Source organism: Novosphingobium sp. (genome assembly GCF_965214355.1).
Taxonomy (GTDB): Bacteria; Pseudomonadota; Alphaproteobacteria; order Sphingomonadales; family Sphingomonadaceae; genus Novosphingobium.
The window spans coordinates 4,078,423-4,102,879 of sequence record NZ_CBDCBI010000002.1 but is presented as its reverse complement, the minus strand read 5'-3'; the positions used below and the strand labels follow the sequence as shown (position 1 = coordinate 4,102,879).

Annotated in this window: 21 protein-coding genes; 15 read left to right on the top strand and 6 right to left on the bottom strand. The window is 63.8% G+C overall.

Annotated features, from left to right (window positions below):
• Positions 1–102 precede the first annotated feature (102 nt).
• On the top strand, positions 103–1,707 hold the full coding sequence (nadB, locus tag ACOOE2_RS18775; RefSeq protein WP_420384500.1) for an L-aspartate oxidase: 1,605 nt from the start codon (positions 103–105) through the stop codon (positions 1,705–1,707).
• Positions 1,708–1,933: 226 nt separating this feature from the next.
• Here the strand turns inward: nadB and ACOOE2_RS18770 are convergent, their stop codons facing one another.
• On the bottom strand, positions 1,934–2,188 hold the full coding sequence (locus ACOOE2_RS18770; RefSeq protein ID WP_420384499.1) for a GlsB/YeaQ/YmgE family stress response membrane protein: 255 nt from the start codon (positions 2,186–2,188) through the stop codon (positions 1,934–1,936).
• Between the two features lie 579 nt (positions 2,189–2,767).
• Here ACOOE2_RS18770 and ACOOE2_RS18765 point away from each other — a divergent pair.
• The 3 genes from ACOOE2_RS18765 to ACOOE2_RS18755 all read left to right on the top strand — a co-directional run bounded on the left by ACOOE2_RS18765 (position 2,768) and on the right by ACOOE2_RS18755 (position 7,163).
• Entirely contained in the window at positions 2,768–4,762 is a 1,995-nt protein-coding gene (locus ACOOE2_RS18765; RefSeq protein ID WP_420384498.1) for a ribonucleoside-diphosphate reductase subunit alpha, read from the top strand.
• A gap of 236 nt (positions 4,763–4,998) precedes the next feature.
• Entirely contained in the window at positions 4,999–6,054 is a 1,056-nt protein-coding gene (locus tag ACOOE2_RS18760; protein ID WP_420384497.1) for a ribonucleotide-diphosphate reductase subunit beta, read from the top strand.
• A 278-nt stretch (positions 6,055–6,332) separates the two neighbouring features.
• The gene (locus ACOOE2_RS18755; protein WP_420384496.1) at positions 6,333–7,163 is read left to right on the top strand and encodes a hypothetical protein; all 831 of its coding nucleotides are present in this window, start codon (positions 6,333–6,335) and stop codon (positions 7,161–7,163) included.
• Positions 7,164–7,287: 124 nt separating this feature from the next.
• Here the strand turns inward: ACOOE2_RS18755 and ACOOE2_RS18750 are convergent, their stop codons facing one another.
• Positions 7,288–7,716: a DUF4174 domain-containing protein gene (locus ACOOE2_RS18750; protein ID WP_420384495.1), complete on the bottom strand. Its 429-nt coding sequence runs from the start codon at positions 7,714–7,716 to the stop codon at positions 7,288–7,290.
• Between the two features lie 376 nt (positions 7,717–8,092).
• On the opposite strand from ACOOE2_RS18750, the gene ACOOE2_RS18745 reads away from it, so the two are divergent.
• Positions 8,093–8,353, top strand: coding sequence for a hypothetical protein (locus ACOOE2_RS18745; RefSeq protein WP_420384494.1), 261 nt, complete (start codon positions 8,093–8,095; stop codon positions 8,351–8,353).
• 93 nt (positions 8,354–8,446) lie between these two features.
• Here ACOOE2_RS18745 and gyrB read toward each other — a convergent pair whose 3' ends face one another.
• Positions 8,447–10,975, bottom strand: a complete 2,529-nt coding sequence (gene gyrB / locus ACOOE2_RS18740) for a DNA topoisomerase (ATP-hydrolyzing) subunit B (protein WP_420384493.1) — start codon at positions 10,973–10,975, stop codon at positions 8,447–8,449.
• Positions 10,976–11,145: 170 nt separating this feature from the next.
• Between gyrB and dapB the strand changes: the two genes are divergently transcribed.
• Genes dapB through ACOOE2_RS18725 form a run of 3 tightly spaced genes read left to right on the top strand, consistent with a single transcriptional unit; the run spans position 11,146 to position 12,974 of the window.
• Positions 11,146–11,874, top strand: coding sequence for a 4-hydroxy-tetrahydrodipicolinate reductase (gene dapB, locus ACOOE2_RS18735; protein ID WP_420384492.1), 729 nt, complete (start codon positions 11,146–11,148; stop codon positions 11,872–11,874).
• A 9-nt stretch (positions 11,875–11,883) separates the two neighbouring features.
• The gene (nth, locus tag ACOOE2_RS18730) at positions 11,884–12,576 is read left to right on the top strand and encodes an endonuclease III (RefSeq protein WP_420384491.1); all 693 of its coding nucleotides are present in this window, start codon (positions 11,884–11,886) and stop codon (positions 12,574–12,576) included.
• Complete coding sequence (locus ACOOE2_RS18725) at positions 12,573–12,974, top strand: hypothetical protein (protein WP_420384490.1); 402 nt, start codon at positions 12,573–12,575, stop codon at positions 12,972–12,974. The genes nth and ACOOE2_RS18725 overlap by 4 nt, the downstream gene beginning before the upstream one ends.
• Before the next feature lie 14 nt (positions 12,975–12,988).
• Here ACOOE2_RS18725 and ACOOE2_RS18720 read toward each other — a convergent pair whose 3' ends face one another.
• Together ACOOE2_RS18720 and aroC are read right to left on the bottom strand one after the other, a co-directional pair.
• Positions 12,989–14,257, bottom strand: a complete 1,269-nt coding sequence (locus ACOOE2_RS18720) for a dicarboxylate/amino acid:cation symporter (RefSeq protein ID WP_420384489.1) — start codon at positions 14,255–14,257, stop codon at positions 12,989–12,991.
• Between the two features lie 155 nt (positions 14,258–14,412).
• Complete coding sequence (aroC, locus tag ACOOE2_RS18715; RefSeq protein ID WP_420384488.1) at positions 14,413–15,480, bottom strand: chorismate synthase; 1,068 nt, start codon at positions 15,478–15,480, stop codon at positions 14,413–14,415.
• Positions 15,481–15,673: 193 nt separating this feature from the next.
• Here aroC and ACOOE2_RS18710 point away from each other — a divergent pair, with 193 nt between their 5' ends.
• The 4 genes from ACOOE2_RS18710 to ACOOE2_RS18695 all read left to right on the top strand — a co-directional run bounded on the left by ACOOE2_RS18710 (position 15,674) and on the right by ACOOE2_RS18695 (position 18,519).
• Positions 15,674–16,981 (top strand): Hsp70 family protein, encoded by a 1,308-nt coding sequence (locus ACOOE2_RS18710; RefSeq protein WP_420384487.1) that lies wholly within the window; start codon positions 15,674–15,676, stop codon positions 16,979–16,981.
• Positions 16,978–17,436 carry a GreA/GreB family elongation factor gene (locus tag ACOOE2_RS18705; RefSeq protein WP_420384486.1) on the top strand — a complete coding sequence of 153 codons (459 nt, stop codon included), beginning with the start codon at positions 16,978–16,980 and terminating at the stop codon, positions 17,434–17,436. Before ACOOE2_RS18710 ends, ACOOE2_RS18705 begins: the two co-directional genes overlap by 4 nt.
• Before the next feature lie 7 nt (positions 17,437–17,443).
• The gene (locus ACOOE2_RS18700; RefSeq protein ID WP_420384647.1) at positions 17,444–17,791 is read left to right on the top strand and encodes an arsenate reductase; all 348 of its coding nucleotides are present in this window, start codon (positions 17,444–17,446) and stop codon (positions 17,789–17,791) included.
• Between the two features lie 311 nt (positions 17,792–18,102).
• Entirely contained in the window at positions 18,103–18,519 is a 417-nt protein-coding gene (locus ACOOE2_RS18695; protein WP_420384485.1) for an acyl-CoA thioesterase, read from the top strand.
• Between the two features lie 3 nt (positions 18,520–18,522).
• Here ACOOE2_RS18695 and ubiG read toward each other — a convergent pair whose 3' ends face one another.
• Positions 18,523–19,263 carry a bifunctional 2-polyprenyl-6-hydroxyphenol methylase/3-demethylubiquinol 3-O-methyltransferase UbiG gene (gene ubiG, locus ACOOE2_RS18690; protein WP_420384484.1) on the bottom strand — a complete coding sequence of 247 codons (741 nt, stop codon included), beginning with the start codon at positions 19,261–19,263 and terminating at the stop codon, positions 18,523–18,525.
• A gap of 79 nt (positions 19,264–19,342) precedes the next feature.
• Here ubiG and ACOOE2_RS18685 point away from each other — a divergent pair, with 79 nt between their 5' ends.
• The 3 genes from ACOOE2_RS18685 (at position 19,343) to pheT (ending at position 24,317) form a co-directional block, all read left to right on the top strand.
• On the top strand, positions 19,343–20,599 hold the full coding sequence (locus ACOOE2_RS18685) for an aspartate kinase (RefSeq protein ID WP_420384483.1): 1,257 nt from the start codon (positions 19,343–19,345) through the stop codon (positions 20,597–20,599).
• A gap of 218 nt (positions 20,600–20,817) precedes the next feature.
• Positions 20,818–21,921, top strand: coding sequence for a phenylalanine--tRNA ligase subunit alpha (gene pheS / locus ACOOE2_RS18680; protein ID WP_420384482.1), 1,104 nt, complete (start codon positions 20,818–20,820; stop codon positions 21,919–21,921).
• The gene (gene pheT / locus ACOOE2_RS18675) at positions 21,918–24,317 is read left to right on the top strand and encodes a phenylalanine--tRNA ligase subunit beta (protein ID WP_420384481.1); all 2,400 of its coding nucleotides are present in this window, start codon (positions 21,918–21,920) and stop codon (positions 24,315–24,317) included. Before pheS ends, pheT begins: the two co-directional genes overlap by 4 nt.
• Positions 24,318–24,457 lie beyond the last annotated feature (140 nt).

The following is a 24,457-nucleotide window of genomic DNA, read 5'->3' as shown; positions in this document are numbered from 1 at the left end:
GGGCTCCGGGGCTCCGTTTGGCTGATGCGAATCCGGTAATTGCCGGAATTCGGCAGGGTTTTTTGGCGCCAATCCTGGGCGCTGATAGTGGGATTGGCGACTTTGACCGAATACGACGTATTGATCATCGGATCGGGTGCAGCCGGGCTGACCGCGGCGCTGGTCCTGGCCGAACAGCGCAAGGTGCTGGTGCTGGCCAAAGGCGCGCTCGATGGCGGCTCGACCAGCTGGGCCCAGGGCGGGATTGCCGCCGTGCTCGATGAAGGTGACACCTTCGAGGATCATATCCGCGACACGATGATTGCCGGCGCCGGGCTCAACCGGCGCGAAACCGTCGAATTCGTCGTCGAACATGCGCCAGAGGCCATCCGCCGCCTCGCCGCGCTGGGCGTGCCGTTCAACCACGAAGCGGGCGCGCTGCATTTGACGCGCGAAGGCGGGCATTCACATCGGCGTATCGTGCATGTCGACGATGCGACCGGGTTCGCGGTGCATGAGGCGCTGATCACCGCGGCGCGCGCCCATCCCAATATCACGCTGCGCCCGAATATGGTCGCGATCGACCTGGTGACCGACCGGCACCGCAGCGATGGCCATGCCGATCGCGGGCGTTGGGACAAGAGCGGCGGCCAGGCCTGGGGTGTCTATGCGCTCGACGAGACCACGGGCAAAGTCGAATGCTTCCTGGCCCGATCGACGATCCTGGCCAGCGGCGGCGCGGGCCGCACATATGTGTTCAGCACCGCGCCGCGCGGCGCGACCGGCGATGGCATCGCGATGGCGTGGCGGGCGGGCGCGCGCGTGTCGAACATGGAGTTCATGCAGTTCCACCCGACGTGCCTTTATAATCTCGAAGTGAAGAACCTGCTGATTACCGAGGCGGTGCGCGGCGAGGGCGGGCACCTGCTGCTGCCCACCACCGGCGAACGCTTCATGCCCCGGTTCGACCCGCGTGCAGAGCTTGCGCCGCGCGATATCGTGGCGCGCGCGATCGATCACGAGATCAAGCGGCTGGGGCTGGACTATGTCCACCTCGATATCAGTCACAAGGATCCCGAATTCGTCCGGCATCATTTTCCCAATATCTACGAACGCCTGATGACGCTGGGCATCGACATGACGCGCCAGCCAATCCCGGTGGTGCCCGCGCAGCATTATACCTGCGGCGGCGTGCTGATCGACCTGGCCGGGCGCACCGATCTGGGCGGCCTGTATGCGGTGGGCGAATGTTCGGAAAGCGGGCTGCATGGTGCGAACCGGCTGGCGTCGAACAGCCTGCTCGAATGCTTCGTGTTCGGCGATGCGGCCGCGCGCGACATCCTGGCACGGTGGGACGACTTCGCCCCGCCGCCTGCGATCCGCGCCTGGGACGAAAGCCGCGTCACCGATTCCGACGAAGAGGTCGTGATCAAGCAGACCTGGACCGAACTGCGCCGCTTCATGTGGAACTACGTCGGCATCGTGCGGACCAACAAGCGGCTGGAACGCGCCGCGCACCGGATCAAGCTGCTGAAAAACGAAGTGAACGAATATTACGGCAATTTCCGCGTCACGGCCGATCTGATCGAACTGCGCAACCTGCTGCAGACAGCGGACCTGATCGTGAAAAGCGCCCGCGCCCGGCGCGAAAGCCGGGGGCTGCATTACAACGAGGATTATCCCGCAACGCTGCCGGCGGCGCGCGACACGGTGCTGGTGCCGAATTGATTGGCTGACTGGCCGCTCCGCCCTGCGGGGTCATGGCCTGTTTGACAGGATAAGCAGCAAGGAGCCTCCGGTGGGCAAGGGCTTGGCGCTTGCATCCCGTGTTTGTCTTGAACTGTTGACCGCGCCAGCATTTGCACCCCGCCGCAACGCGGCAGATTGTCTCCCGAGTCAAAATACCGGGATCCAAGGGCGATGGCCCTTGGCCGCCGGAGGCTCTTAGCGACCATCACCCCGCAAAGTGCCGCCCGATAAAGATCAGCAGCATCGCGCCCAGCACCGACGCAATGCAGCCCGCGCGGCTGAAGCCGTCGCGCCACGGACTGCCGTCGCGCAGGCTGGCGGCCAGGCCCGCCAGCAGCGATCCGCCAATGCCCAGCACGATCGTGTAGCCGATACCCATCGGCACCACGCCGGGATAGAACAGGCGGGCGAAGGCGCCCACGAACAGCCCGCTCAGAATCATCGACAGGATATAGAACAAGGCCGTGTCCTTTGAACGCGCCGTCGCCCTTTTTCCGTACGTGCGGGCAGCGGTGGATAAGCCGTGAAATGGGTCTGGACAGGCGTATTGTCCACAGGATCGTCATGGGCGTGAAAATATTGTTTTCGCGCGCCACATTGGGGCTTGAACTGCCGCTTGGTCCACGCGCCGCACGGCGTCTCATCTGGTGTCATCGCGATGAAACGAATCGTACATGCGACGAACCGAATCGGCCGCCCCCTTGCCTCAGAATCTCGATGAGGCACTATAGGTAGTGGTTGCAGGGATGGAGACCCTCAAGACCTAGTTGCAGACGCCTTGTTTCGACAGGGGTGAGGCACGATATCGGCGCCACGCGCTGATATCACTGGCTTTCGTCGGCAGCGGTCGTTGATCTTCGATGCAATCGGGGGTGTTTCCAATTTTGATTCATGGTTTGTTCCGAATGCTGGTACATTCGGATCGAGCGTGAGTCGTCTGCGGCGTCCTGTCCCGGGCAACGGGGCGGGCTGATGTTCAGGCCGGATGTACCCAGACCGGGGTGCGTTCCGGGGTCGAAAAATTTGCAAGGATTGTGGCGTGGATTTCAGGACTGGCGATAGCGCGATTGCAGACGGCTCTGGTGGCGAACTCCGCCTGGAAGACAGCCCACGTGTGGAAAAGGCAGTTGGCATGACAGCGCTTGATCAGGGTAGCGAGGCGCTGGTCGCCGCAGTCGCAGGCGTAACGGTGCTGGCCGCCGGCATCCGCGACGACAACGATTCAAAGGCAGTCCACGCGCGCCGGTTCCCCGTGCGCACCGATCCCTCGCGCGATGCACTGCTGACCGAATTCGGCCGCGACACGCTCGACGATCGTTACCTGTTGCCCGGCGAAACCTATCAGGACCTGTTCGCGCGTGTTGCGGCCGCCTATGCCGAAGATGCCGCGCACGCCCAGCGCCTGTACGACTATATCTCGCGCCTGTGGTTCATGCCGGCAACGCCCGTGCTGTCCAACGGCGGCACCGGGCGCGGCCTGCCGATCTCGTGCTATCTCAATTCGGTCGAGGACAGCCTGGAAGGCATCGTTGCGACCTGGAACGAAAACGTCTGGCTCGCCTCGCGCGGGGGCGGCATCGGCACCTATTGGGGCAAAGTGCGCGGCATCGGCGAAAGCGTCGGGCTGAATGGCAAGACCAGCGGCATCATCCCGTTCGTGCGCGTGATGGACAGCCTGACCCTGGCGATTTCGCAAGGGTCGCTGCGGCGCGGTTCGGCAGCGTGCTATCTCGACGTGTCGCACCCCGAGATCGAGGAATTCCTCGAAATCCGCAAGCCCAGCGGCGATTTCAACCGCAAGGCGCTCAACCTGCACCACGGCGTGCTGCTGACCGACGACTTCATGGAAGCGGTGCGCGACGGGCGCGAATTCGAACTGAAAAGCCCCAAGGACGGCGGCGTGCGCGGCAAAGTCGATGCGCGCAGCCTGTTCCAGAAACTGGTCGAAGTGCGCCTCGCCACAGGTGAGCCCTATATCGTGTTTTCCGACACGGTGAACCGCATGATGCCCAAGCACCATCGCGACCTGGGCCTGAAAGTTTCGACGTCGAACCTGTGTTCGGAAATCACGCTGCCGACCGGGCGCGACCACCTGGGCAACGATCGCACCGCGGTGTGCTGCCTGTCGTCGCTGAACCTGGAAACCTGGGAAGAATGGCACGAAGACAAGGTCTTCATCGAAGATGTGCTGCGCTTCCTCGATAACGTGCTGCAGGATTTCATCGAACGTGCCCCCGACGAAATGGCACGCGCCAAGTATTCCGCCGCGCGCGAGCGCTCGGTCGGTATGGGCGTGATGGGCTTCCATTCGTTCCTGCAGAAGAAAAGCATCGGCTTTGAAAGCGCGATGGCCAAGGCCTGGAACATGAAGATGTTCCGCTATATCGCCGCGCGCGCCGACGAAGCCTCGCTGCTGCTCGCGCAGGAACGCGGTCCATGCCCCGATGCCGCCGACATGGGCGTCATGCAGCGCTTCTCGTGCAAGATGGCGATCGCGCCGACCGCATCGATCTCGATCATCTGCGGCGGCACATCCGCCTGCATCGAACCGATCCCCGCCAATATCTATACGCACAAGACGCTGTCGGGCTCGTTCGTGGTGAAAAACCCGTACCTGGAAAAGCTGTTCCAGTCGAAATCAAAGGATTCCAACAACGTCTGGAATTCGATCCTCGAACACGGCGGCTCGGTCCAGCACCTCGATTTCCTCAGCCCCGAGGAAAAGGCCGTCTACAAGACCAGCTTTGAAATCGACCAGCGCTGGCTGCTCGAATTCGCCGCCGATCGCACGCCCTACATCGACCAGGCGCAGTCGCTGAACCTGTATATCCCCGCCGACGTCGATAAGTGGGATCTGCTCATGCTCCACTACCAGGCCTGGGAAAAAGGCATCAAGTCGCTGTATTACCTGCGCTCGAAATCGGTGCAGCGCGCCGGGTACGCCGGCGGGGTCGAAGCTGACAACACCGCCGAGGCGCCGATCATCGAGCTGCAGTCGCAGACCGATTACGAGGAATGCCTGGCGTGTCAGTAAGCAGGAGCCTCCGGCGGGCAAGGGTTACACCCTTGCATCCCGGGTTCGTCCTGATCTGTGTGCCGATCGGGCGTTTGCGTCTCGCCGCGCAGCGGCAGATTGTCTCCCGGCGCAGGCCTCTGGATGCCGGGCACCCGGCACACGCCAAGGCCAGCTAACGGGATGCAAGGGCAATAGCCCTTGCCCGCCGGAGGCCCTTTCCCATTTCGTTATAATCAAATTCCCCGGAGCACCCCATGTCTCTTCTCGAAGCCCGCAAGACCTACAAGCCCTTCGAATACCCCTGGGCCTATGAGTTCTGGAAGCGGCAGCAACAGGTCCACTGGATGCCCGAGGAAGTTCCCCTGGGCGAAGATTGCCGCGACTGGGCGCAGAAGATCAGCGAGCACGAACGCAACCTGCTGACGCAGATCTTCCGCTTTTTCACCCAGGCCGATGTCGAGGTGCAGGATTGCTACCACGACAAATACGCCCGCGTGTTCAAACCCACCGAAGTCAAGATGATGCTGGCGGCGTTTTCGAACATGGAAACGGTGCACATCGCGGCCTATTCGCACTTGCTCGACACCATCGGCATGCCCGAATCCGAATACGGCATGTTCCTCGAATACGAGGAAATGAAGGCCAAGCACGACTACCTGCAACAGTTCGGCGTCGACACCGATGAAGACATCGCGCGCACCCTCGCGATGTTCGGCGGCTTTACCGAAGGCCTGCAGCTGTTCGCCTCGTTCGCGATGCTGATGAACTTCCCCCGCTTCAACAAGATGAAGGGCATGGGCCAGATCGTCACCTGGTCGGTCCGCGACGAAACGCTCCACTGCGAAGGTATCATCCGCCTGTTCCACGCCTTCGTCGCGGAACGCGGCTGCCTGACCAAGGCGGTCAAGGAAGACATCATCGACTGCTGCCAGAAAACCGTCCGCCTCGAAGACGCGTTCATCGATCTCGCCTTCGAACAAGGCCCGGTCCCCGGCATGAGCGCCAAGGAAATCAAGCGCTACATCCGCTACATCGCCGACTGGCGCCTCGGCCAACTCGGCTTCGCCCCGGTCTACATGATCGAAGAACACCCGCTCCCCTGGCTGACCCCGCTGCTCAACGGCGTCGAACACGCCAACTTCTTCGAAACCCGCGCGACCGAGTATTCGAAGGGCGCCACGCGCGGCAGCTGGAACGAAGTGTGGGATGCGTTCGACGGCCGGCGCAAGGCAAAGACCGCCGCCAATGCGGACCCATTCCTGGATGCGATGCCCGATATGTTCAACGCTGCGGGGATCGCGGCGGAGTAACGCGTTTCAGTTCTGGATTTGGAAAAGGCCCGGATTGCAGTTTTGCGGTTCGGGCTTTTTTATGCCTCCGGCGGCAAAGGGTTATTACCCTTTGATCCCGTTACTGTCTGATCAGTGTATTGTTTCGGCGGAGCGTCTCGTCGTGACAGATTTAAATCGTATCGATTAATTAATGTGTCCCCGGATCCTATGGAGCCGGAACGAAGTGGCGCCATGGCGCGGCCTAAATCTTGTCAATGGCGTTTGCGGGAAACCGGCGAAGTCCGAAGGAACACGCGATGAAATTCCCGCATTTGATGCCGGCATGGTTCAAGAGTGGGTCGACCAAGCGCCGTTTAACGGTTGGTTTCGGTATCATTTTTGTTCTCTACATCCCGAGAATGTTCGAACGTGTTGAGGCTGCGATCAGTGGCGGCTTGCCTATCCCGAAATACGAACCCTTCCCAGATCCTAGAGCGAAACCCTTGGAGGGGCAGGCGAGGGCCAATGTGGTTGAGCTTGTGGCTTTTTTGCGAACTCGGATGGAGGCGCGTCATGTTTCGGTTGGCCGAGCTAATCAGCTCCTGTGGCAGTTTCATTATTTCGTTCCGGTTAAATATTATAAAGAAAAATGCCGTGTATTCGGAATTTTTGACGCATCAGAAGATCCTACTGTGCGTATCTCACAGATTAGAGCGATGACGGGAGTTCATCATGATTTTGATGCCAGGTATTCGGAGCAAAAACAACGAACGCTTTTCATGTTTGGAAATGACGATGATACACTTAAATCCACTGCATATGAAATAGAACAGGACCCCGGCCATTCTCCATATCCTGCCGGAGGTAACAATCCTTACGGGCTATCGTCCTATAACATAGTTACGATAATGTGGGATTTAGCGCCAGAAGAAGCGCAACCACCATGGGAAAAACGTTCTATACCGAACGAATTATACGCCTCAAAAGATGTAATTGGTGATTATAATTATAATAATAATTATTATTTTAAACCAAAAGATATAATATATAGGTATAAAAATGGCTATATATTTGCCGGCGAAAGAGATATTTATAATTTTAAAAATTATATTTATAACGTCGTTCTTGGAGGAGCTTTAAGGCCATGAGCAATTCGGCTGATGCTTCCTCGCTGGAATTTGAAACAAGAGTTCCGGGGACGCAATACTTGTTAGGTGCGAACTGCAAGGTGGCCACCTCGCAGCGGCTGGATATTGCGCTGCTAGTTCGAGCTCAAGACAGCCCCGCTTGCCGCATCGGCATGGCATCGATCGCGCTCTGCAAATTCTCTGCTGTGATCGGATGGGCAGACCGGATGGCGACGTGGCCGTCCTTGCCGATGAGCAGGACCTGAAAGCTGTCGGGCTTGAGCTGGTAACGGTGGCGGAGGGCTTCAGCTTTGTCGGCGGCGCCGGTCACGGTCAGGCCGGTTATGGTGATCACCGAGATGTCGCGTTCGTCGGCTTGTTTTTTCCAATGGGACAGGATGGCGGTTTGGGCGGCAGCCTGGGTGTCGTTCGCTTGGGGTGCGGCGATCAGGATGATGCGGCGGTGATCGCGCATTGTGGCGATGGTCTGGGGTGTGGCCTGGGCGGTTGTTGCGAAGGCGCATGCGGTCAGCAGCAGGGCGGCGATTGTTTGCGGCGTGGTTGTTGGGCGCATGGGGGGTCCTTTGGGGGATGAAGTGGTGGGGGTTCGGGGTTGTTCCGGTTTGCTGTTCGGGAAGAGCGGCGTTTATTTGGCTTGTCTTGGCGAGTGGGGTTGGGCCCCACCCCAACCCCTCCCCTGAAGGGGAGGGGCTTTTTCTGGTGTCGCGTCCACGCTGATGGCGCGCGCGGCGCTGGACGGTAACGGGTTGTCAGGGCGATGGCCCTGACCCGCCGGAGGCAAAAAAACGCCCCCGCCGGAGGCAAAAAAGCGACCCGCCGGAGGCATTTGTTGTCTGTCCAAACCGTAATCGAACCCGTCAGAAAGCATTCAGGAACGCCGACCTACCTGATGCGTGTCCATATGCGTGGACGGGTGAGGAGATGATCTTATGAAAATCGGAGCAATTGTGCTGATCGCGGGTGGGGCATTGATCGCGACTGCGGCTTTGGCGGATGAAATTCATGACAAGACGCAAGTGGCGGATCATGACTTGAAGGAGGCGATCGGTGTGCTGCATATGATCCAGGCGGAGCATGGCCCTGATTTCGGCGGGCATTTTGCGCGGGCGGAGCAGTTGGCGCGTCAGGCCGATGCGGAGCGTGAGGCGGGCATGCACTACTACCGCGCGCGGCATCCTGGCTGGCGGTGATCTGATTTGGGGTGGGGGTTTGCGCTACGCTCTGGCGTTGTACGCCCCCACCCAAGCCTGCCCCTTCAGGGGGAGGGCTTTTAGGCAGGGCGTTTAGACGTCGAGGTTGGCCACGTTGAGCGCGTTGTCCTGGATGAATTCGCGGCGGGGTTCGACGACGTCGCCCATCAGGCGGGTCAGGATTTCGTCGGTGACGTCGGCGTCCTCGATCTTGACCTGGAGCAGCGAGCGCACTTCGGGGTCGAGCGTGGTTTCCCACAACTGGTCTGCGTTCATTTCGCCCAGGCCCTTGTAACGCTGGACGGACAGGCCCTTGCGGCCGGCGGCAAAGATCGCCTCGACCAGTTGCAAAGGCCGGGTCAGGGCATCGGCGGTGGCTTTTGCGCGGACGGGTGCGGCGGCGGCGGCTGCCGCATCGTCTTCGCCATCCACCACGGGTTCGGGCTCGGGCGCCGCGGCGGCCGAGCGCACGAGGCGTACGCCGCCTTCATAGACATCGGCGTGTTCGCCGGCGAGGCGATGGAGGCGGCGGGCTTCCTGGCTGACGAGGAAGCCGGGTTCGATCACGTGGTGATCGGTTACGCCGCGCCAGGCGCGCTTGATGTGGTAGCCGCCTTCTTCGGCGAGGTCGGCGGACCAGCGCGCTTCGGTATCGCCGCGATCGAGCCACGCGGCGGTGCGCGCCAGCGCGGCGACGCGGCCGGCATCATCCAGCGTGGGTTCGAGGGCGCCGGCCATCGCCAGTGATTCGACGATGGCGGGGTCATAGCGGCGCGGGACGAAGGCCATCAGGTCGCGCAACCGCAGCGCGTGATCGACCAGCGCGGTCAGATCGGCGCCCATGCGCGCGCCGCCGCGCGTTTCCAGCACCCGGCCCGCCACGCCTGCTTCGACCAGGTAGCGATCGAGCGCGGCATTGTCTTTCAGGTAGACTTCGCTGCGGCCCTTGCCGACTTTGTACAGCGGCGGCTGGGCGATGAACAGGTGGCCCTGCTTGATGATCTCGGGCAGCTGGCGGTGAAAGAACGTCAGCAACAGCGTGCGGATGTGGGCGCCGTCGACATCGGCGTCGGTCATGATCACGATCTTGTGATAGCGCAGCTTTTCGATGTTGAATTCATCGCGGATGCCGGTGCCCATCGCCTGGATCAGCGTGCCGACTTCCTTCGAACCGATGATCCGGTCAAAGCGTGCGCGCTCGACATTGAGGATCTTGCCCTTGAGCGGCAGGATCGCCTGGATTTTCCGGTCGCGACCCTGCTTGGCCGAGCCGCCGGCGGAGTCGCCTTCGACCAGGAACAGTTCGCATTTCGACGGGTCGCGTTCCTGGCAATCGGCGAGCTTGCCGGGCAGGCTGGCGATGTCCATCGCGCCCTTGCGGCGGGTCAGTTCGCGCGCGCGGCGGGCGGCTTCGCGCGCGGCGGCGGCGTCGATCACCTTGTGGATGACGGCCTTGGCGTGGGCGGGATTTTCCTCCAGCCATTCGTTCATCTTGTCCGCCATCAGGCTTTCCAGCGGCTGGCGCACTTCGGAACTGACCAGCTTGTCCTTGGTCTGGCTCGAAAATTTGGGATCGGGCAGCTTGACCGAGACGATCGCGGTCAGCCCTTCGCGCATGTCGTCGCCCGACAGCGTGATCTTTTCCTTTTTCATCATGCCCGACCGCTCGGCATAGCCGTTGATCGTGCGCGTCAGCGCGGCGCGGAATGCGGCCAGGTGCGTGCCGCCGTCGCGCTGCGGGATGTTGTTGGTAAAGGTCAGGACGTTTTCGTAATAGCTGTCGTTCCATTGCAGCGCGACATCGATGCCCACGCCATCGCGTTCGGCGCTGATCGTGATCGGCTCCGGCACCAGCGGGATCTTGTTGCGATCGAGAAATTTGACGAACGCGCCGATTCCGCCGACGTAATAGAGGTCATGTTCCTTGACCTCGGCATGGCGGCAGTCGCGCAACAGGATGCGCACGCCCGAATTGAGGAACGCGAGCTCGCGATAGCGATGCTCGAGCTTGTCGAAATCGAACTCGAGCACGTTCTTGAACGTGTCGTGGCTGGCGGAAAAGGTCACGCGGGTGCCCTTTTTCACTTTGCCGTCCACGACCGGCGCATCGCCGCGCTCGATCAGCGGCGCGACCGCATCGCCGTGCGCAAAGCGCATCCAGTGCTCCTTGCCATCGCGCCAGATCGTCAGCTCCAGCCATTCGGACAGCGCGTTGACCACCGATACGCCCACGCCGTGCAGCCCGCCAGACACCTTGTAGGCGTTGTCATCGCTGGTGTTTTCGAATTTTCCGCCCGCGTGCAGCTGCGTCATGATGACTTCGGCGGCCGAGATGCCTTCTTCCGAATGGATGCCCGTGGGGATGCCGCGTCCGTTGTCTTCGACCGAAACCGACCCGTCGGGATTCAGCTCGATCAGGACGAGATCGCAATGCCCGGCCAGCGCCTCGTCGATCGCATTGTCCGACACTTCGAACACCATGTGATGCAGGCCAGAGCCGTCATCGGTATCCCCGATGTACATGCCGGGGCGCTTTCGCACCGCGTCCAGCCCCTTGAGGACCTTGATGGAATCGGCGCCGTAGGAATTGGCGTTGGGGATGTTTTCATTGGTGCTGGCCATAGGTTCGGCCATAGCACCTGACGCCAGAAACCCAAGCGAATCCGGGCCGTTTTGCACAGGAGCAAACCCTTATTTCGGCCATATGACACCGCGCGCATTTTCCGGGCGCGTTGACGCCCCAATCGCGCGCTGTAGAGGGTGGTGCAGGCGCGGTGCGGGAGAGGGAAACGATGGCCAGAATCGGGATTATCGGCAGCCAGGGCCGCATGGGCCAGGCGCTGCGCGATGCGATCGCCGCCGGTGGCCACGACTATGCCGGCGGCGTCGATAAAGGGGGCGATCCGGCAACGCTGGCACCACACTGCGATGTGCTGATTGATTTTTCGGCGCCCGCCGGGATCGAAGCCACGTGCGAGGCAGCGATTGCGGCCGGTGTGCCGCTGGTGATCGGCACGACCGGCCTGACCGAACGGCATCACTGGCTGATCGACGCGGCGGCAGTGACGATCCCGTTGCTGCAGACCGGCAACACGTCGCTTGGCGTCACGTTGCTGGCGCATCTGGTGCGCGAGGCGGCCGAACGGCTCGGGCCCGACTGGGATATCGAGATCGTCGAGACGCATCACCGGCTCAAGGTCGACGCGCCATCGGGCACCGCGCTGCTGCTGGGCGAGGCGGCGGCGCGCGGGCGCAACGAAACGCTGGCCGATGTCGCACAGCGCGGCCGTGACGGCATGACCGGCGCGCGCGAGCCCGGCGCCATCGGCTTTGCTGCCTTGCGCGGAGGCAGCGTCGCGGGCGACCATGCTGTGCATTTCCTGGCCGACAACGAACGGCTGACGCTGTCGCACATGGCCGAAAACCGCGCGATCTTTGCGCGCGGCGCCGTGCGTGCGGCCGAATGGATCCTGGGCCGGGCACCCGGGCGCTATACGATGGCGCAAGTGCTGGATCTTTGACGCGGCCCCATGACCAGAGCGCAGATCTTTGAATTCTTTCGCCGCCTGGCCGAAGCCAACCCGGCGCCCGAAACCGAGCTGGCGTTCGGCAACACGTACCAGTTGCTCGTCGCGGTCACGCTGTCGGCGCAATCGACCGACGTCGGGGTAAACAAGGCGACGCGCGCGCTGTTTGCGCAAGTGACGACTCCCGCGCAGATGGTCGCGCTTGGCGAAGACGGCTTGAAAGAGCACATCAAGACGATCGGGCTGTTCAACGGCAAGGCGAAGAACGTGATCGCGCTGTCGCATATGCTGATCCGCGATCACGGCGGCGAAGTGCCCGGTGATCGCGACGCGCTGACCGCGCTTCCGGGTGTGGGGCGCAAGACGGCCAATGTGGTGCTCAACACCGCGTTCGGCGCGGAAGCCTTTGCCGTGGACACGCATATCTTCCGCCTGTGCAACCGCACCGGCATGGCCAGGGGCAAGACCGTCGAGGCGGTCGAGCGCGGGCTCGAGAAAAAAGTGCCGGCGCCGTTCCGCATCGGCGCGCATCATTGGTTGATCCTGCACGGCCGCTATGTGTGCAAGGCGCGAAAACCCGAATGCTGGCACTGCTCGGTCATTGACCTTTGCGCATTTAAGCCCAAGATCATGGCACCGGGGGTACAACCTGCGCCGACCAAGCCGGCGCGCCAAGCGAAGGCGTCTGCGACATGAAGCGGAACACCCTGTTTGTCACCATGGGCCTGATCGGCCTCGCCGGATTTGCCGCGACGGCTGTCGGTGCCGGGAATGACGGCCACAGTCCGAAGACACCGCTGGCCCACGCGATCGGTCCGGCCAAGAACTGCATCCCGATCACCAGCATCCGCGACAGCGAAGTGCAGGATGACTGGACGATCGATTTCCATATGGGCGGCCGCGACGTCTACCGCGTGACACTGCCCCAGCGCTGCAACGGTCTTGGCACATACCGTTCGTTCAAATACGAAACCTCGCTCAGCGAACTGTGCAACACCGATATCATCACCGTGATGGAATACGGCGGGCCCGGCGGCGGCCCGCGCGGATCGTGCGGCATGGGCATGTTTACGCCGGTCGAGATCGCCAAGTAAGCGGCTCCGCCCGTTCAGTTGGGAACCTCGGCGGGCGCCATCTCCGCATCCGGATCGTGCGGGGGTTGCAGCATCCCCTCCCAATGCGTGATGACGGCGGTTGCAACCGCGTTGCCCACGACATTGGTTGCGGTTCGCCCCATGTCGAGGAACGTATCGACACCCAGCAGCAGCGCGATGCCCTCGATCGGCAGGCCGAACTGGGTCAGCGTGGCGGCGATCACGACCAGGCTGGCACGCGGCACGCCGGCGATGCCTTTCGATGTGATCATCAGCGTCAGCAGCATGGCGATCTGCTGCCCCGCGGACAGCGGGATGTTGTAGGCCTGCGCGATGAACATCGTGGCAAAGCTGGTGTACATCATCGAGCCGTCGAGATTGAACGAATAGCCCAGCGGCAGCACGAAACCCGATATGCGCCGGGGGATGCCATAGCGGTCGAGCGCCTCGAACAGGCGGGGCAACGCGCTTTCGGAACTGGCCGTGGAATACGCGAGCAACAGCGGTTCGCGGATATAGCGCGCCAGCAGCCAGGCGCGGCGGCCCATGAACGCGCTGGCGACCGAAAACAGGATCAGCCAGAACAGCGCGAGACCGCCATAGAATTCGGCGACGAACGCGCCATAGGTGATCAGGATACCCAGGCCCCGCACCGCAATGACCGAGGCCAGCGCGCCGAACACCGCCAGCGGCGCGGCCTGCATGACATAGCCGGTCATCGTCAGCATCATCGCGACCAGCGCTTGCGCGCCGCGCACCAGCGGCTCACCGGTTTTACCCAGCGCCGACAGCGCGACGCCGGCAAACAGCGCAAACACCAGGATCTGCAGCACATTGTTCTGCGCCATCGCATCGATCACGCTGGTCGGCACGATTTCCAGCGCGAAGTGGCGGAACGTGAAATCGGCGGTGGACAGCGCGCCGACCGGCGCGGCGGCAACGAAATGCAGGCCGTGCCCTGGCTGGAACAGATTGACCAGCACCAGGCCCAGGCTGATCGAGGTCAGGGTGGCGCAGACGAACCAGGCAAGCGCGCGGCCTCCGATCCGGCCCAGGGCACTGCTGTCGCCCATCGCTGCGATGCCGGTGATCAGCGTGGCCAGGATCAGCGGCGCGATGATCATCTTGATCAGGCGCAGGAACACTTCGGGCAGCAGTTTCAGCAGGTCGGCGGTGGTGACCAGCGCCCGACTATCGGCAGGCAGCGCCTGGTGAAGCGCGGCGCCCAGCGCGATGCCGGCGAACATGCCGATGACGATCCACAATGTCAGCCGCTGCTTCACGCTAAACTCCTTCTGCTCCCCTCCCCTTCAGGGGAGCGGCCGGGGGTGGGGCCTCTCGGCTACAATCCCCGCTCGAGATAAATCCATCAGCGTCGGCGAGTGGGGCGCGGCCCCACCCCAACCCCTCCCCTGAAGGGGAGGGGCTTTTGCATTGATTACCCGCATTGCGCGCGGTGGAGCAGCCTTTGATCGGCGAGCACCACCGCCATCATCGCCTCGACCACCGGCACGCCGCGAATGCCGACGCACGGATCATGACGCCCTTTGGTCAGCAATTCGGTCGCATCGCCGTCGCGGGTGATCGTGGGCATCGGCGTCAGGATTGAAGACGTCGGCTTGAACGCCACGCGCACCACCACCGGCTGCCCGGTGGAGATGCCCCCGGCGATGCCGCCTGCATGGTTTGCGGTGAAAATCGGGCCGGCATTGCCGGGCCGCATAGGGTCGGCATTGCCTTCGCCGGTGTTGGCAGCAGCGGCAAAGCCATCGCCGATCTCGACACCTTTCACCGCGTTGATGCCCATCATCGCATAGGCCAGTTCGGCATCGAGCTTGCTGTACAGTGGCGCGCCCCAGCCGGCGGGAACCCCGGTTGCCACGCATTCGACGACCGCGCCCAGCGAAGACCCGGCCTTGCGCGCGCCATCGACCAGCGCTTCCCAGCGCGCGGCAGCGACAGGATCGGGGCAAAAGAACGGATTGCGCGCAATTTCGGCTGCGTCAAACCGCGCCGGATCGATCGCATCGCCACCGATTGCGCTGACATAGCCCACGATGGCAACCTCGGGAATCACCAGCCGCGCCACCGCACCCGCCGCCACGCGCGCGGCAGTTTCGCGCGCCGATGATCGCCCGCCACCGCGATAATCGCGAAAGCCGTATTTCGCGTCATAGGCATAATCGGCATGGCCGGGGCGGTAGGCGACGGCCACGTCCGAGTAATCCTTCGACCGCTGGTCCACGTTCTCGATCATCAGGCTGATCGGTGTGCCGGTCGTGCGCCCCTCGAACACGCCTGACAGGATGCGCACCTGGTCGGGCTCCTGCCGCTGCGTGGTAAAACGCGATTGCCCGGGCCGGCGCGCGTCGAGAAACGGCTGGATCAGCGTTTCGTCCAGAACCAGACCGGGCGGGCAGCCATCGACCACCGCGCCAAGGGCTGGTCCATGGCTCTCGCCCCAGGTGGTGAAGCGGAAAACGTGTCCGAAAGTGTTGCGGCTCATACGTGCTGTGCCTTTCCCCATTCCAGGCAAAATGTCCACCTTTGCGGCAGGCACGCAATTGAAGCGCGCAAGCCAGTAAAACGGGATCCAAGGGCAATGGCCCTTGGCCGCCGGCGGCGCATCTACAGTTGCCCGATGGCCCCCCCGCTGGCATAGCGCCGCCCTTGGCATCACCACCAGAGGAAACCCGACCATGCCGACCGGCGCGCTCGGCATAGATTTCGGCACGACCAATTCGGTCATCGCCCGCGCAGATGGCGCGGGCGCGGTCGATCTGATCGAATTTGCCGCGCCCGATGGCCCCGGCGCGGTGTTCCGTTCGGCGCTGTGCTTCTGGCAGGATCATACGCAGCCGCGTGGGTTGGCGCACGAGGCCGGCCCCTGGGCGATTTCGGAATTTCTCGATTTTCCGCAGGAATGCCGGTTTATCCAGTCGTTCAAATCGGTCGCGGCCAATGCGGCGTTCGAAAACGCCGGGATATTCGAAAAACGGCTGCGGTTCGAAGAGCTCGGCGCGATTTTCCTCGATCATCTGGTCGCGCATGGCGGGTTGGCGCTGGCCGATCTGCCCGACCGGATCGTGGTCGGGCGGCCGGTGCGCTATGTCGGGTCGCGGCCCGATGCGGCGCTGGCGCATACGCGGTATCAGGCGATGTTCGCGATGCTCGGGCGGCCCGTGCATTATGTGTATGAGCCGCTGGGCGCGGCGTACAGCTTTGCCTCGCGGCTGACCGAGCCGGCGACCTTGCTCGTCGCGGATTTCGGTGGCGGAACGAGCGATTTTTCGATCGTGCGGGTCGAGGCGCCGGGCGCGGCGCGGCGGTGTACGCCGCTGGGCTCGGCGGGTATCGGCATTGCCGGCGATCGGTTCGATTACCGGATCATGGACAATCTGGTGCTGCCGCTACTGGGCAAGGGCGGTACGTATCGTTCGTTCGACAAGGAGCTGGAGATTGCGCCGGGGCACTTTGCCGATTTCGGCGACTGGTCGCGGCTGGCGCTGATGCGCAACCGCAAGACCATGGACCAGCTGAGCAAATTGCAGCGCAGCGCGACCGACCCTGTCGCGATCGGGCGGATGATCGCGGTGGTCGAGAATGAGCTGGGCTATGCGCTGTACGATGCGGTGGGCACGCTGAAACGCGCGCTGTCGCGCGAGACGCATGGGCAATTCGCGTTCAACGGCGCCGGTCTGTCGATCGATGCCGATGTCGCGCGCGCCGATTTCGAACGCTGGATCGCGCCCGATCTGGCGCGGATCGGCGATACGGTGGACGAGGCGCTGGCGAGCGCGGGGCTGACGGCGGATCAGATCGACCATGTGTTCCTGACCGGTGGATCGTCGCTGATCCCGGCGGTGCGCGCGTTGTTTGCGGCGCGTTTCGATGAAGGCCGGATCGCCAGCGGCGACGAATTGACCTCGATCGCGCATGGCCTGGCGCTGATCGGGCAGGCGCCCGATCTCGATGACTGGGTCGCGCCAGAAACGGGTGGGGCATGAGCGTCGCATTCCGCCGCGAAGGCGACGACGAACACATGGAACCCAAGTTCGAGCGGCCGATCCCGCCCGGCCCGAACCGCGTGACCGCGCGCGGGCTGGCAATGATCGGCGCGGAACTGGCGCGGATCGAGGCGCTGATCCCCACGCTGAGCGACGAAGCCGCGATCAAGGTTGCGCGGCGCGATCATCGTTACTGGAGCACGCGGCAGTCGAGCGCCGAGCTGATGCCGCTGGCCGACGGCAGCAAAGTGGCGTTTGGCTGTACCGTGACGATCCGCCACAATGGCCAGACGCGTACGATTACGATCGTCGGCGATGACGAGGCCGATCCGGCGGCGGGATTGCTGTCGTTTACTGCGCCGTTGGTGCGTGCAATCATGGACGCTGAAGCGGGCGAACTGGTGGACTTTGCGGGCAGGCCGGACGCGGTCGAGGTTATCGAGATCATGGAGTGATCAGGTGATGGGCGTGCTGGTCTATGGAATTCCCAACTGCGACACCGTGAAAAAGGCCCGCACCTGGCTTGATGCGCATGGCGTGGCATATGTGTTTCACGATTACAAAAAGGCCGGGGTGGCGCCTGATATGGTGACACAGTGGGTCGCCGTGGCGGGGTTGGACAAAGTGTTGAACCGCGCCGGGACGACGTTTCGCAAGCTGTCGGATGCAGACAAGGCGGATATCGATGCGGCCAAGGCCGTGGCGCTGATGGTGGCGCAACCGTCGCTGATCAAGCGGCCGATCGTGGCGTATCCCGGTGGGCTGCTGGTGGGTTTCAAAGAGGCCGAGTGGGCGGCGGCGTTCGGTTGATTTTCTTTCTCCCTTCCCCTTCAGGGGAGGGGCCGGGGGTGGGGCCTCTCGGTTGCATCCCCCGGTTTGGGTATTTCCATCAACGTTGGCGAGTGCTGTGAGGCCCCACCCCAACCCCTCCCCTAAAGGAGAGGGGCTCAGAGGAGGCTTCATTTTCCACAATGGAAAGTTTTGACTTGCTGGAAGATGTCGCCGGGTGCAGCGACTCGGTCATGCCCAAGCATTTGGGCGCACGGCTTCGAAGGAACAGGTTGCGGTATTGCAACATATCCTCGCTGGTGGGCTGTCACCCGGCGTGGTATGGCGCTCCGGTGAACACCTTTGCCCCGCCCGCACCCTATCAGTACCCGATCCTGATCGATCCGGCCGACATCGACTTCATGGGTCATGTCAATAACGCCTCATATCTGAAATGGGTCCAGGACGCGGTGATCGATCACTGGCGTGCGCTGGCGCCGGCCGAGGACGTCGCGCGGCACCTGTGGGTCGCGCTGAAGCATGAGATCACGTACCGCCGCCCGACATTCGCCAACGACCTGCCGATCGCGCATGTCGTGCTGGAAAAGGTGCAGGGCGCGCGCGCGATGTACCAGACGGTGATCAAGCGCGGCGAAGTCGTGCTGGCCGAAGTGACATCGAGCTGGTGCTGCCTCGATGCGGTCACGATGAAGCCGGCGCGTCTGGCGCGCGATCTGATCGAGCGGTTTCTGCCTTCGCCGGTGGAGTGACGCTCAGACGGTGCGCGTCACCGTCACGATGTAATTCAGCGCCAGATTGTCCGACAGGTGCAGCCCGGCATTGGGGCTCCACGCGATGCCTTGCGGATGGCCCATGGTCAGGCCAGCGCCAGCAAGCACATCGTGCAGTTCGACCGGCGTGATGAAATCGGCCCAGTGATGCGTGCCGCGCGGGACCATGCCGATGCGTTCTGCCGCCTCGACCAGCAACAGGCGCGATGCGGCGGTGCGGTTGGGGGTCGACAGCACCATCAGGCCCTGATCGCCGAGCGCGCCGGCCAGCGCGGCAACGAATGCCGCCTTGTCGGCAACGTGCTCGATCACTTCCATGCTGGTTACCAGGTCGAAGCCCGCCAGGCCCATGTCGGCGATATCGCCGCACCGGTAATCGATCGCCAGGCCGCCCGCGCCGGCATGAGCAGCGGCGACGCGGATATTGTCCTGCGCCGCATCCACCCCGGTCACCGCGGCGCCCATGCGCGCCAGGGGCTCGGCTAGCAGCCCCGCGCCGCACCCCACATCGATCGCGCGGCGGCCCGCCAGCGGGCGCATCGTGCGCACTTCGGTGGCGAAATGCGCGTCGATCGCATCGCGGATAAACCGCAGCCGCACCGGGTTCAGCCGGTGGAGCATCGCCGACGATCCGGCCGGGTCCCACCAGTCATCGGCCAGGCGTCCGAAATGCGCGGCCTCATCGGGACGGATGGTGCCGGGAATCGCTGTTGCATTGCTCATGCCCCACCCCTAAAGCGCTCCGCTGGCCCGGTCCATGGGCGCAACGGGCAATATTCTTACGTTTAGGAGCTGCAACACCGTGTCCCGCATCGTGATGAAATTCGGCGGCACCTCGATGGCCGGCACCGAGCGCATCCGCCGCGTCGCGCGGATCGTCCAGCGCCAGCAGGCCGCCGGGCACGAAGTCGCCGTGGTCGTCTCGGCGATGGCGGGCGAAACCGACCGCCTGGTCAATTTCTGCCGCGAGGCAAGCGCGCTGTACGACCCGGCCGAATACGACGTGGTCGTGGCCAGCGGCGAGCAGGTCACCGCCGGGCTGCTGGCGCTGCACCTGCAGGCGCTGGGGTGCCAGGCGCGGTCGTGGCTGGGCTGGCAATTGCCGATCCACACCGACGATGCTGCTGCCAAGGCGCGGATCGAGGGGATCGATTCCGAGGCTTTGCTGGCGTCGATGGCTGCCGGCGAAATCGCGGTGATCCCCGGGTTTCAGGGGCTGTCGGACGCCAATCGCGTGACCACATTGGGCCGGGGCGGTTCGGACACGTCGGCGGTCGCGGTCGCTGCCGGGATCAAGGCCGATCGTTGCGACATCTATACCGATGTCGACGGGGTCTATACCACCGACCCGCGCATCGTTGCCAAGGCACGCAAGCTCAAGAACGTGACGTATGAGGAAATGCTCGAATTGGCCTCGGTCGGTTCGAAAGTCTTGCAAACACGCTCGGTCAGCCTGGCGATGAAGGAAAACGTCCGCGTCCAGGTGCTGTCGTCGTTCATCGACGAAACCGCGCCCGCCGCCGACACCCTGCCCGGCACGATGATCGTGTCCGATGACGAACTGGAAGGACTGGATATGGAACGCCAGCTGATCACCGGCATCGCCGCCGACAAGAACGATGCCAAAGTCATCCTGACCGCGGTGCCCGACCGGCCGGGCGCTGTCGCCGAAATCTTCGGCCCGCTGGCCGAAGCGAACATCAACGTCGACATGATCATCCAGAACGTCGGCCGCGCCGATACCGACACCGACGTCACGTTTACCGTGCCGCAGTCGGACCTGGAACGCACCAAAGTGCTGCTCGACGCGAACCGCGCGACGATCGGCTACGAAAAGCTCAGCACCGATTCCAAAGTGTCGAAGATCTCGGTCGTCGGCGTTGGCATGCGCAGCCATGCCGGCGTTGCCGCGACGATGTTCCGCGCGCTGGCGGACCGGGCGATCAATATCCAGGCGATCAGCACGTCGGAGATCAAGGTTTCGGTGCTGATCGATTCGGATGAGACCGAACTGGCGGTGCGCGTGTTGCACACGGCGTATGGGTTGGACGCCGAGTAAAATCCTCCCCGGAATGGGGAGGGGGACCACGCGAAGCCGTGGTGGAGGGGCCGTGCCTCATGGCGCCACCCGTTCGGGGGGCACCGTAGTACAGCGCGTCCAGGCGATGTCGTCTCCGAGGCACCGCCCCTCCACCACCCTGCGGGCGGTCCCCCTCCCCGTTCCGGGGAGGATTTGGGTTTTATTCGCGCCCAAATCCCGCTAGCGCCGCGGGCATCATGGAACAGCTCGATCACACACTTGCGGCGATCGCCGCCGCCGATACGCCCGATGCCGTCGAGGCGTTACGCGTCGCCGCGCTTGGCAAACAGGGCTGGGTTTCGGCGCTGCTGAAGACGCTGGGTGCGATGACGCCCGAGGAACGGCTGGCGCAGGGCCCGCAGATCCACGCGGCGCGCGAACAGGTGACGGCCACGCTGGCCGCGCGCAAGGCTGCGCTGGAAAGCGCGGCGCTTGAAATGCGTCTGGCCTCCGAACGCGTCGATCTGTCGCTGCCCGCGCCCGAAACCCCGCGCGGGTCGGTGCATCCGGTCAGCCAGGTGATGGACGAACTGGCCGAGATCTTTGCCGACATGGGCTTTGCCGTCGCCAGCGGGCCCGAGATCGAGGACGACTGGCACAATTTCACCGCGCTCAACATGCCCGAAACGCATCCGGCGCGCGCGATGCACGACACGTTCTATTTCCCCGACAAGGATGACGCAGGCCGCTCGATGCTGTTGCGCACGCACACGTCGCCGGTGCAGATCCGCACGATGATCATGGGCGGCGCGCCGGTGCGGATCATTGCGCCGGGGCGGGTATACCGGTCGGACAGTGATGCGACGCACACCCCGATGTTTCACCAGATCGAGGGTCTGGTGATCGACAAGGGCATCCACCTGGGCCATCTGAAATGGACGCTGGAGACCTTTCTGAAGGCGTTTTTCGAACGCGATGACATCGTCTTGCGCCTGCGCCCGAGCTATTTTCCGTTCACCGAGCCTTCGGTCGAAGTCGATGTCGGCTATACGCTGGTGGGCGGCAAGCGGGTAATCGGTGGGGGCGGTGATACCGCCGATGGCGGCTGGATGGAGGTGCTCGGCTCGGGCATGGTCAACCGGCATGTGATCGCAGCAGGCGGACTCGACCCTGACGAATGGCAGGGGTTTGCGTTTGGCACCGGCGTCGACCGGCTGGCGATGCTGAAATACGGAATGGACGATTTGCGGCCGTTTTTCGACGGCGATCAGCGGTGGCTGGGGCATTATGGCTTCGCCGCGCTCGATGTGCCGACACTGTCGGGCGGCGTTGGGGTACAGGCGGGGGGAGTGCGGGCATGAAATTCGCACTGTCCTGGCTGAAACGCCATCTCGACACCACCGCCGATGCGGCCACGATCGCGCGCACGATGACCTCGCTCGGGCTCGAAATCGAAAGCGTGGGCGATACCAGCGCGGCTTTGTCGGCGTTTCGCATCGCGCGGGTGCTGACGGCGGAGCGCCATCCGCAGGCGGACAAATTGCAGGTGCTGTCGGTCGATCTGGGCGACGGTGCGCCGTTGCAGGTCGTATGCGGCGCGCCCAATGCGCGCGCCGGCATGATCGGCGTGCTGGGTGTGGCGGGCGCGGTGGTGCCGACCAACGGCATGGAATTGCGCAAGAGCGCAATCCGCGGAGTCGAATCCAACGGCATGATGTGTTCGGCGCGCGAACTGGGGCTGGGCGAGGATCACGACGGGATCATCGAACTGCCCGCCGACGCCCCGGTCGGCACCAGCTATGCGGATTACCTGGGGTCCGACCCGGTGTTCGATGTGTCGATCACGCCCAACCGGCCCGATTGCATGGGGGTCTATGGCATCGCGCGCGATCTGGCGGCGGCGGGGCTTGGGACATTGCGGCCGATCTTGGCCGATCATGCCGAGGGCAGGTTTGCATGTCCGGTAGACATCCGCACCGACGATGCTGAGGGCTGCCCGGCATTTTACGGCCGGGTCATTCGCGGCCTGCATAACGGGCCGAGCCCGCAATGGCTGCAGGATGCGCTCAAATCCGCGGGCCAGCGTCCGATTTCGGCGCTGGTCGATATTTCGAATTTCGTGATGCTGGGCTATGGCCGGCCGACCCATGTCTATGACCTGGCCAAGCTGAGCGGCGCGGTCGTGGCGCGCAAGGCGCGGGCGGGCGAGACCGTGCTGGCGCTCAACGGGCGCGACTATGCGCTGGAGGCGTGGATGACGGTGATCGCCGACGACGTCATGGTGCACGATGTTGCCGGGATCATGGGCGGCGAGCATTCGGGGTGTAGCGCTGCGACAACCGACGTGCTGCTCGAAGTCGCGTATTTCGATCCGGCGTCGATTGCGCGCACGGGTCAGGCGCTGGCGCTGACGTCGGACGCGCGCGGCCGGTTCGAGCGCGGGGTCGATCCGGGGTTTCTCGATACCGGGCTCGATCTGCTGACCGCGCTGATCCTCGAGATCTGCGGCGGTGAACCCAGCCACGTCGTGCGGGCGGGCACGCCGCCGGTGGCGGACACATTGGTGGCGTATGATCCCGCGCTCGCCGGGCGCCTTGGCGGGGTCGACGTGCCGCAGGCCGAACAGCGCCGCATCCTGGCCGCGCTGGGCTTTGGCGTGTCGGGCGAGGGGCTGTGGCGTGTTGCGGTGCCGGGCTGGCGGCCCGATGTCGATGGCGCGGCGGATATCGTCGAGGAAGTGATCCGGGTGCACGGGCTGGATGCCGTGCCGTCGACGCCGCTGCCGCGCGCGGCGGGCGTGGCCAAGCCGACCGCAACGCCGATGCAGACGATGGAGCGCCGTTTGCGCCGGGCCGCGGCCGCGCGCGGTAGCAACGAGGCGGTGACCTGGTCGTTCCTGCCCGAGGCGCCGGCCGTGCATTTCGCCGATGATGACCATGCGCTGTGGGTGCTGGCCAATCCGATTTCCGAAGACCTGAAAGTCATGCGACCGTCGCTGCTGCCCGGGTTGCTGATGGCGGCAAAGCGCAATCTCGATCGCGGCGCCGACAGTGTGCGGCTGTTCGAGATCGGGCGGCGGTATCTGCGCGGCGCCGGCGGCGCGAGTGCCGAGGCGCCGAGCCTGGCGATCGTGCTGGCGGGCGAACGTGCGCCGCGCGATTGGCAGAGCGGGAAATCGGCAGGCTTCGATGCGTTCGATGCCAAGGCCGAGGCGCTGGCACTGCTCGCGCAGGCGGGCGCGCCGGTGGAAAACCTGATGGTGATGGGCGAGGCCGGGGCGCAGTTTCATCCCGGGCAATCGGCGACGCTGCGGCTCGGGCCCAAAACCGTGCTGGCGCGGTTCGGCATGTTGCATCCCGCCACGTTGAAGGCGTTCGACTTGGCGGGGTCGGTGGCGGTGGTCGAGCTGTTTCTCGATCGGCTGCCGGCGCGCAAATCGGCGGGCGGGTTTGCGCGCGCGGTCTATGCGCCGCCGGCGTTGCAGGCGGTGACACGCGACTTTGCGTTCCTGATCGCGCTGGATATCCCGGCCGCCGATGTCGTGCGCGCGGTGCGCGGCGCGGACAAGGCGAATGTGGTTGGCGCGCGGGTGTTCGACGATTTCCGCGGGGTGGGCGTCCCCGAAGGGATGCGCAGCCTGGCGATCGAGGTGAGATTGCAGCCGGTCGACAAGAGCTACGACGACGCAGCGTTGAAAGGCATTGCGGATCGGATCGTTGCGGCAGTGGCCAAGCTCGGTGGCACATTGCGCGGGTAGATGTGCTTGCTCCCTTCCCTTCGGGGGGGGCTGGGGCTGGGGGCTCTCTCCGCGCTCGCCAAGGTTGGTGGAATGGGCAAAGCCAGTTCTTTCCCGCATCGTCGGCGAGTGGGGAGCGGCCCCACCCCAACCCCTCCCCT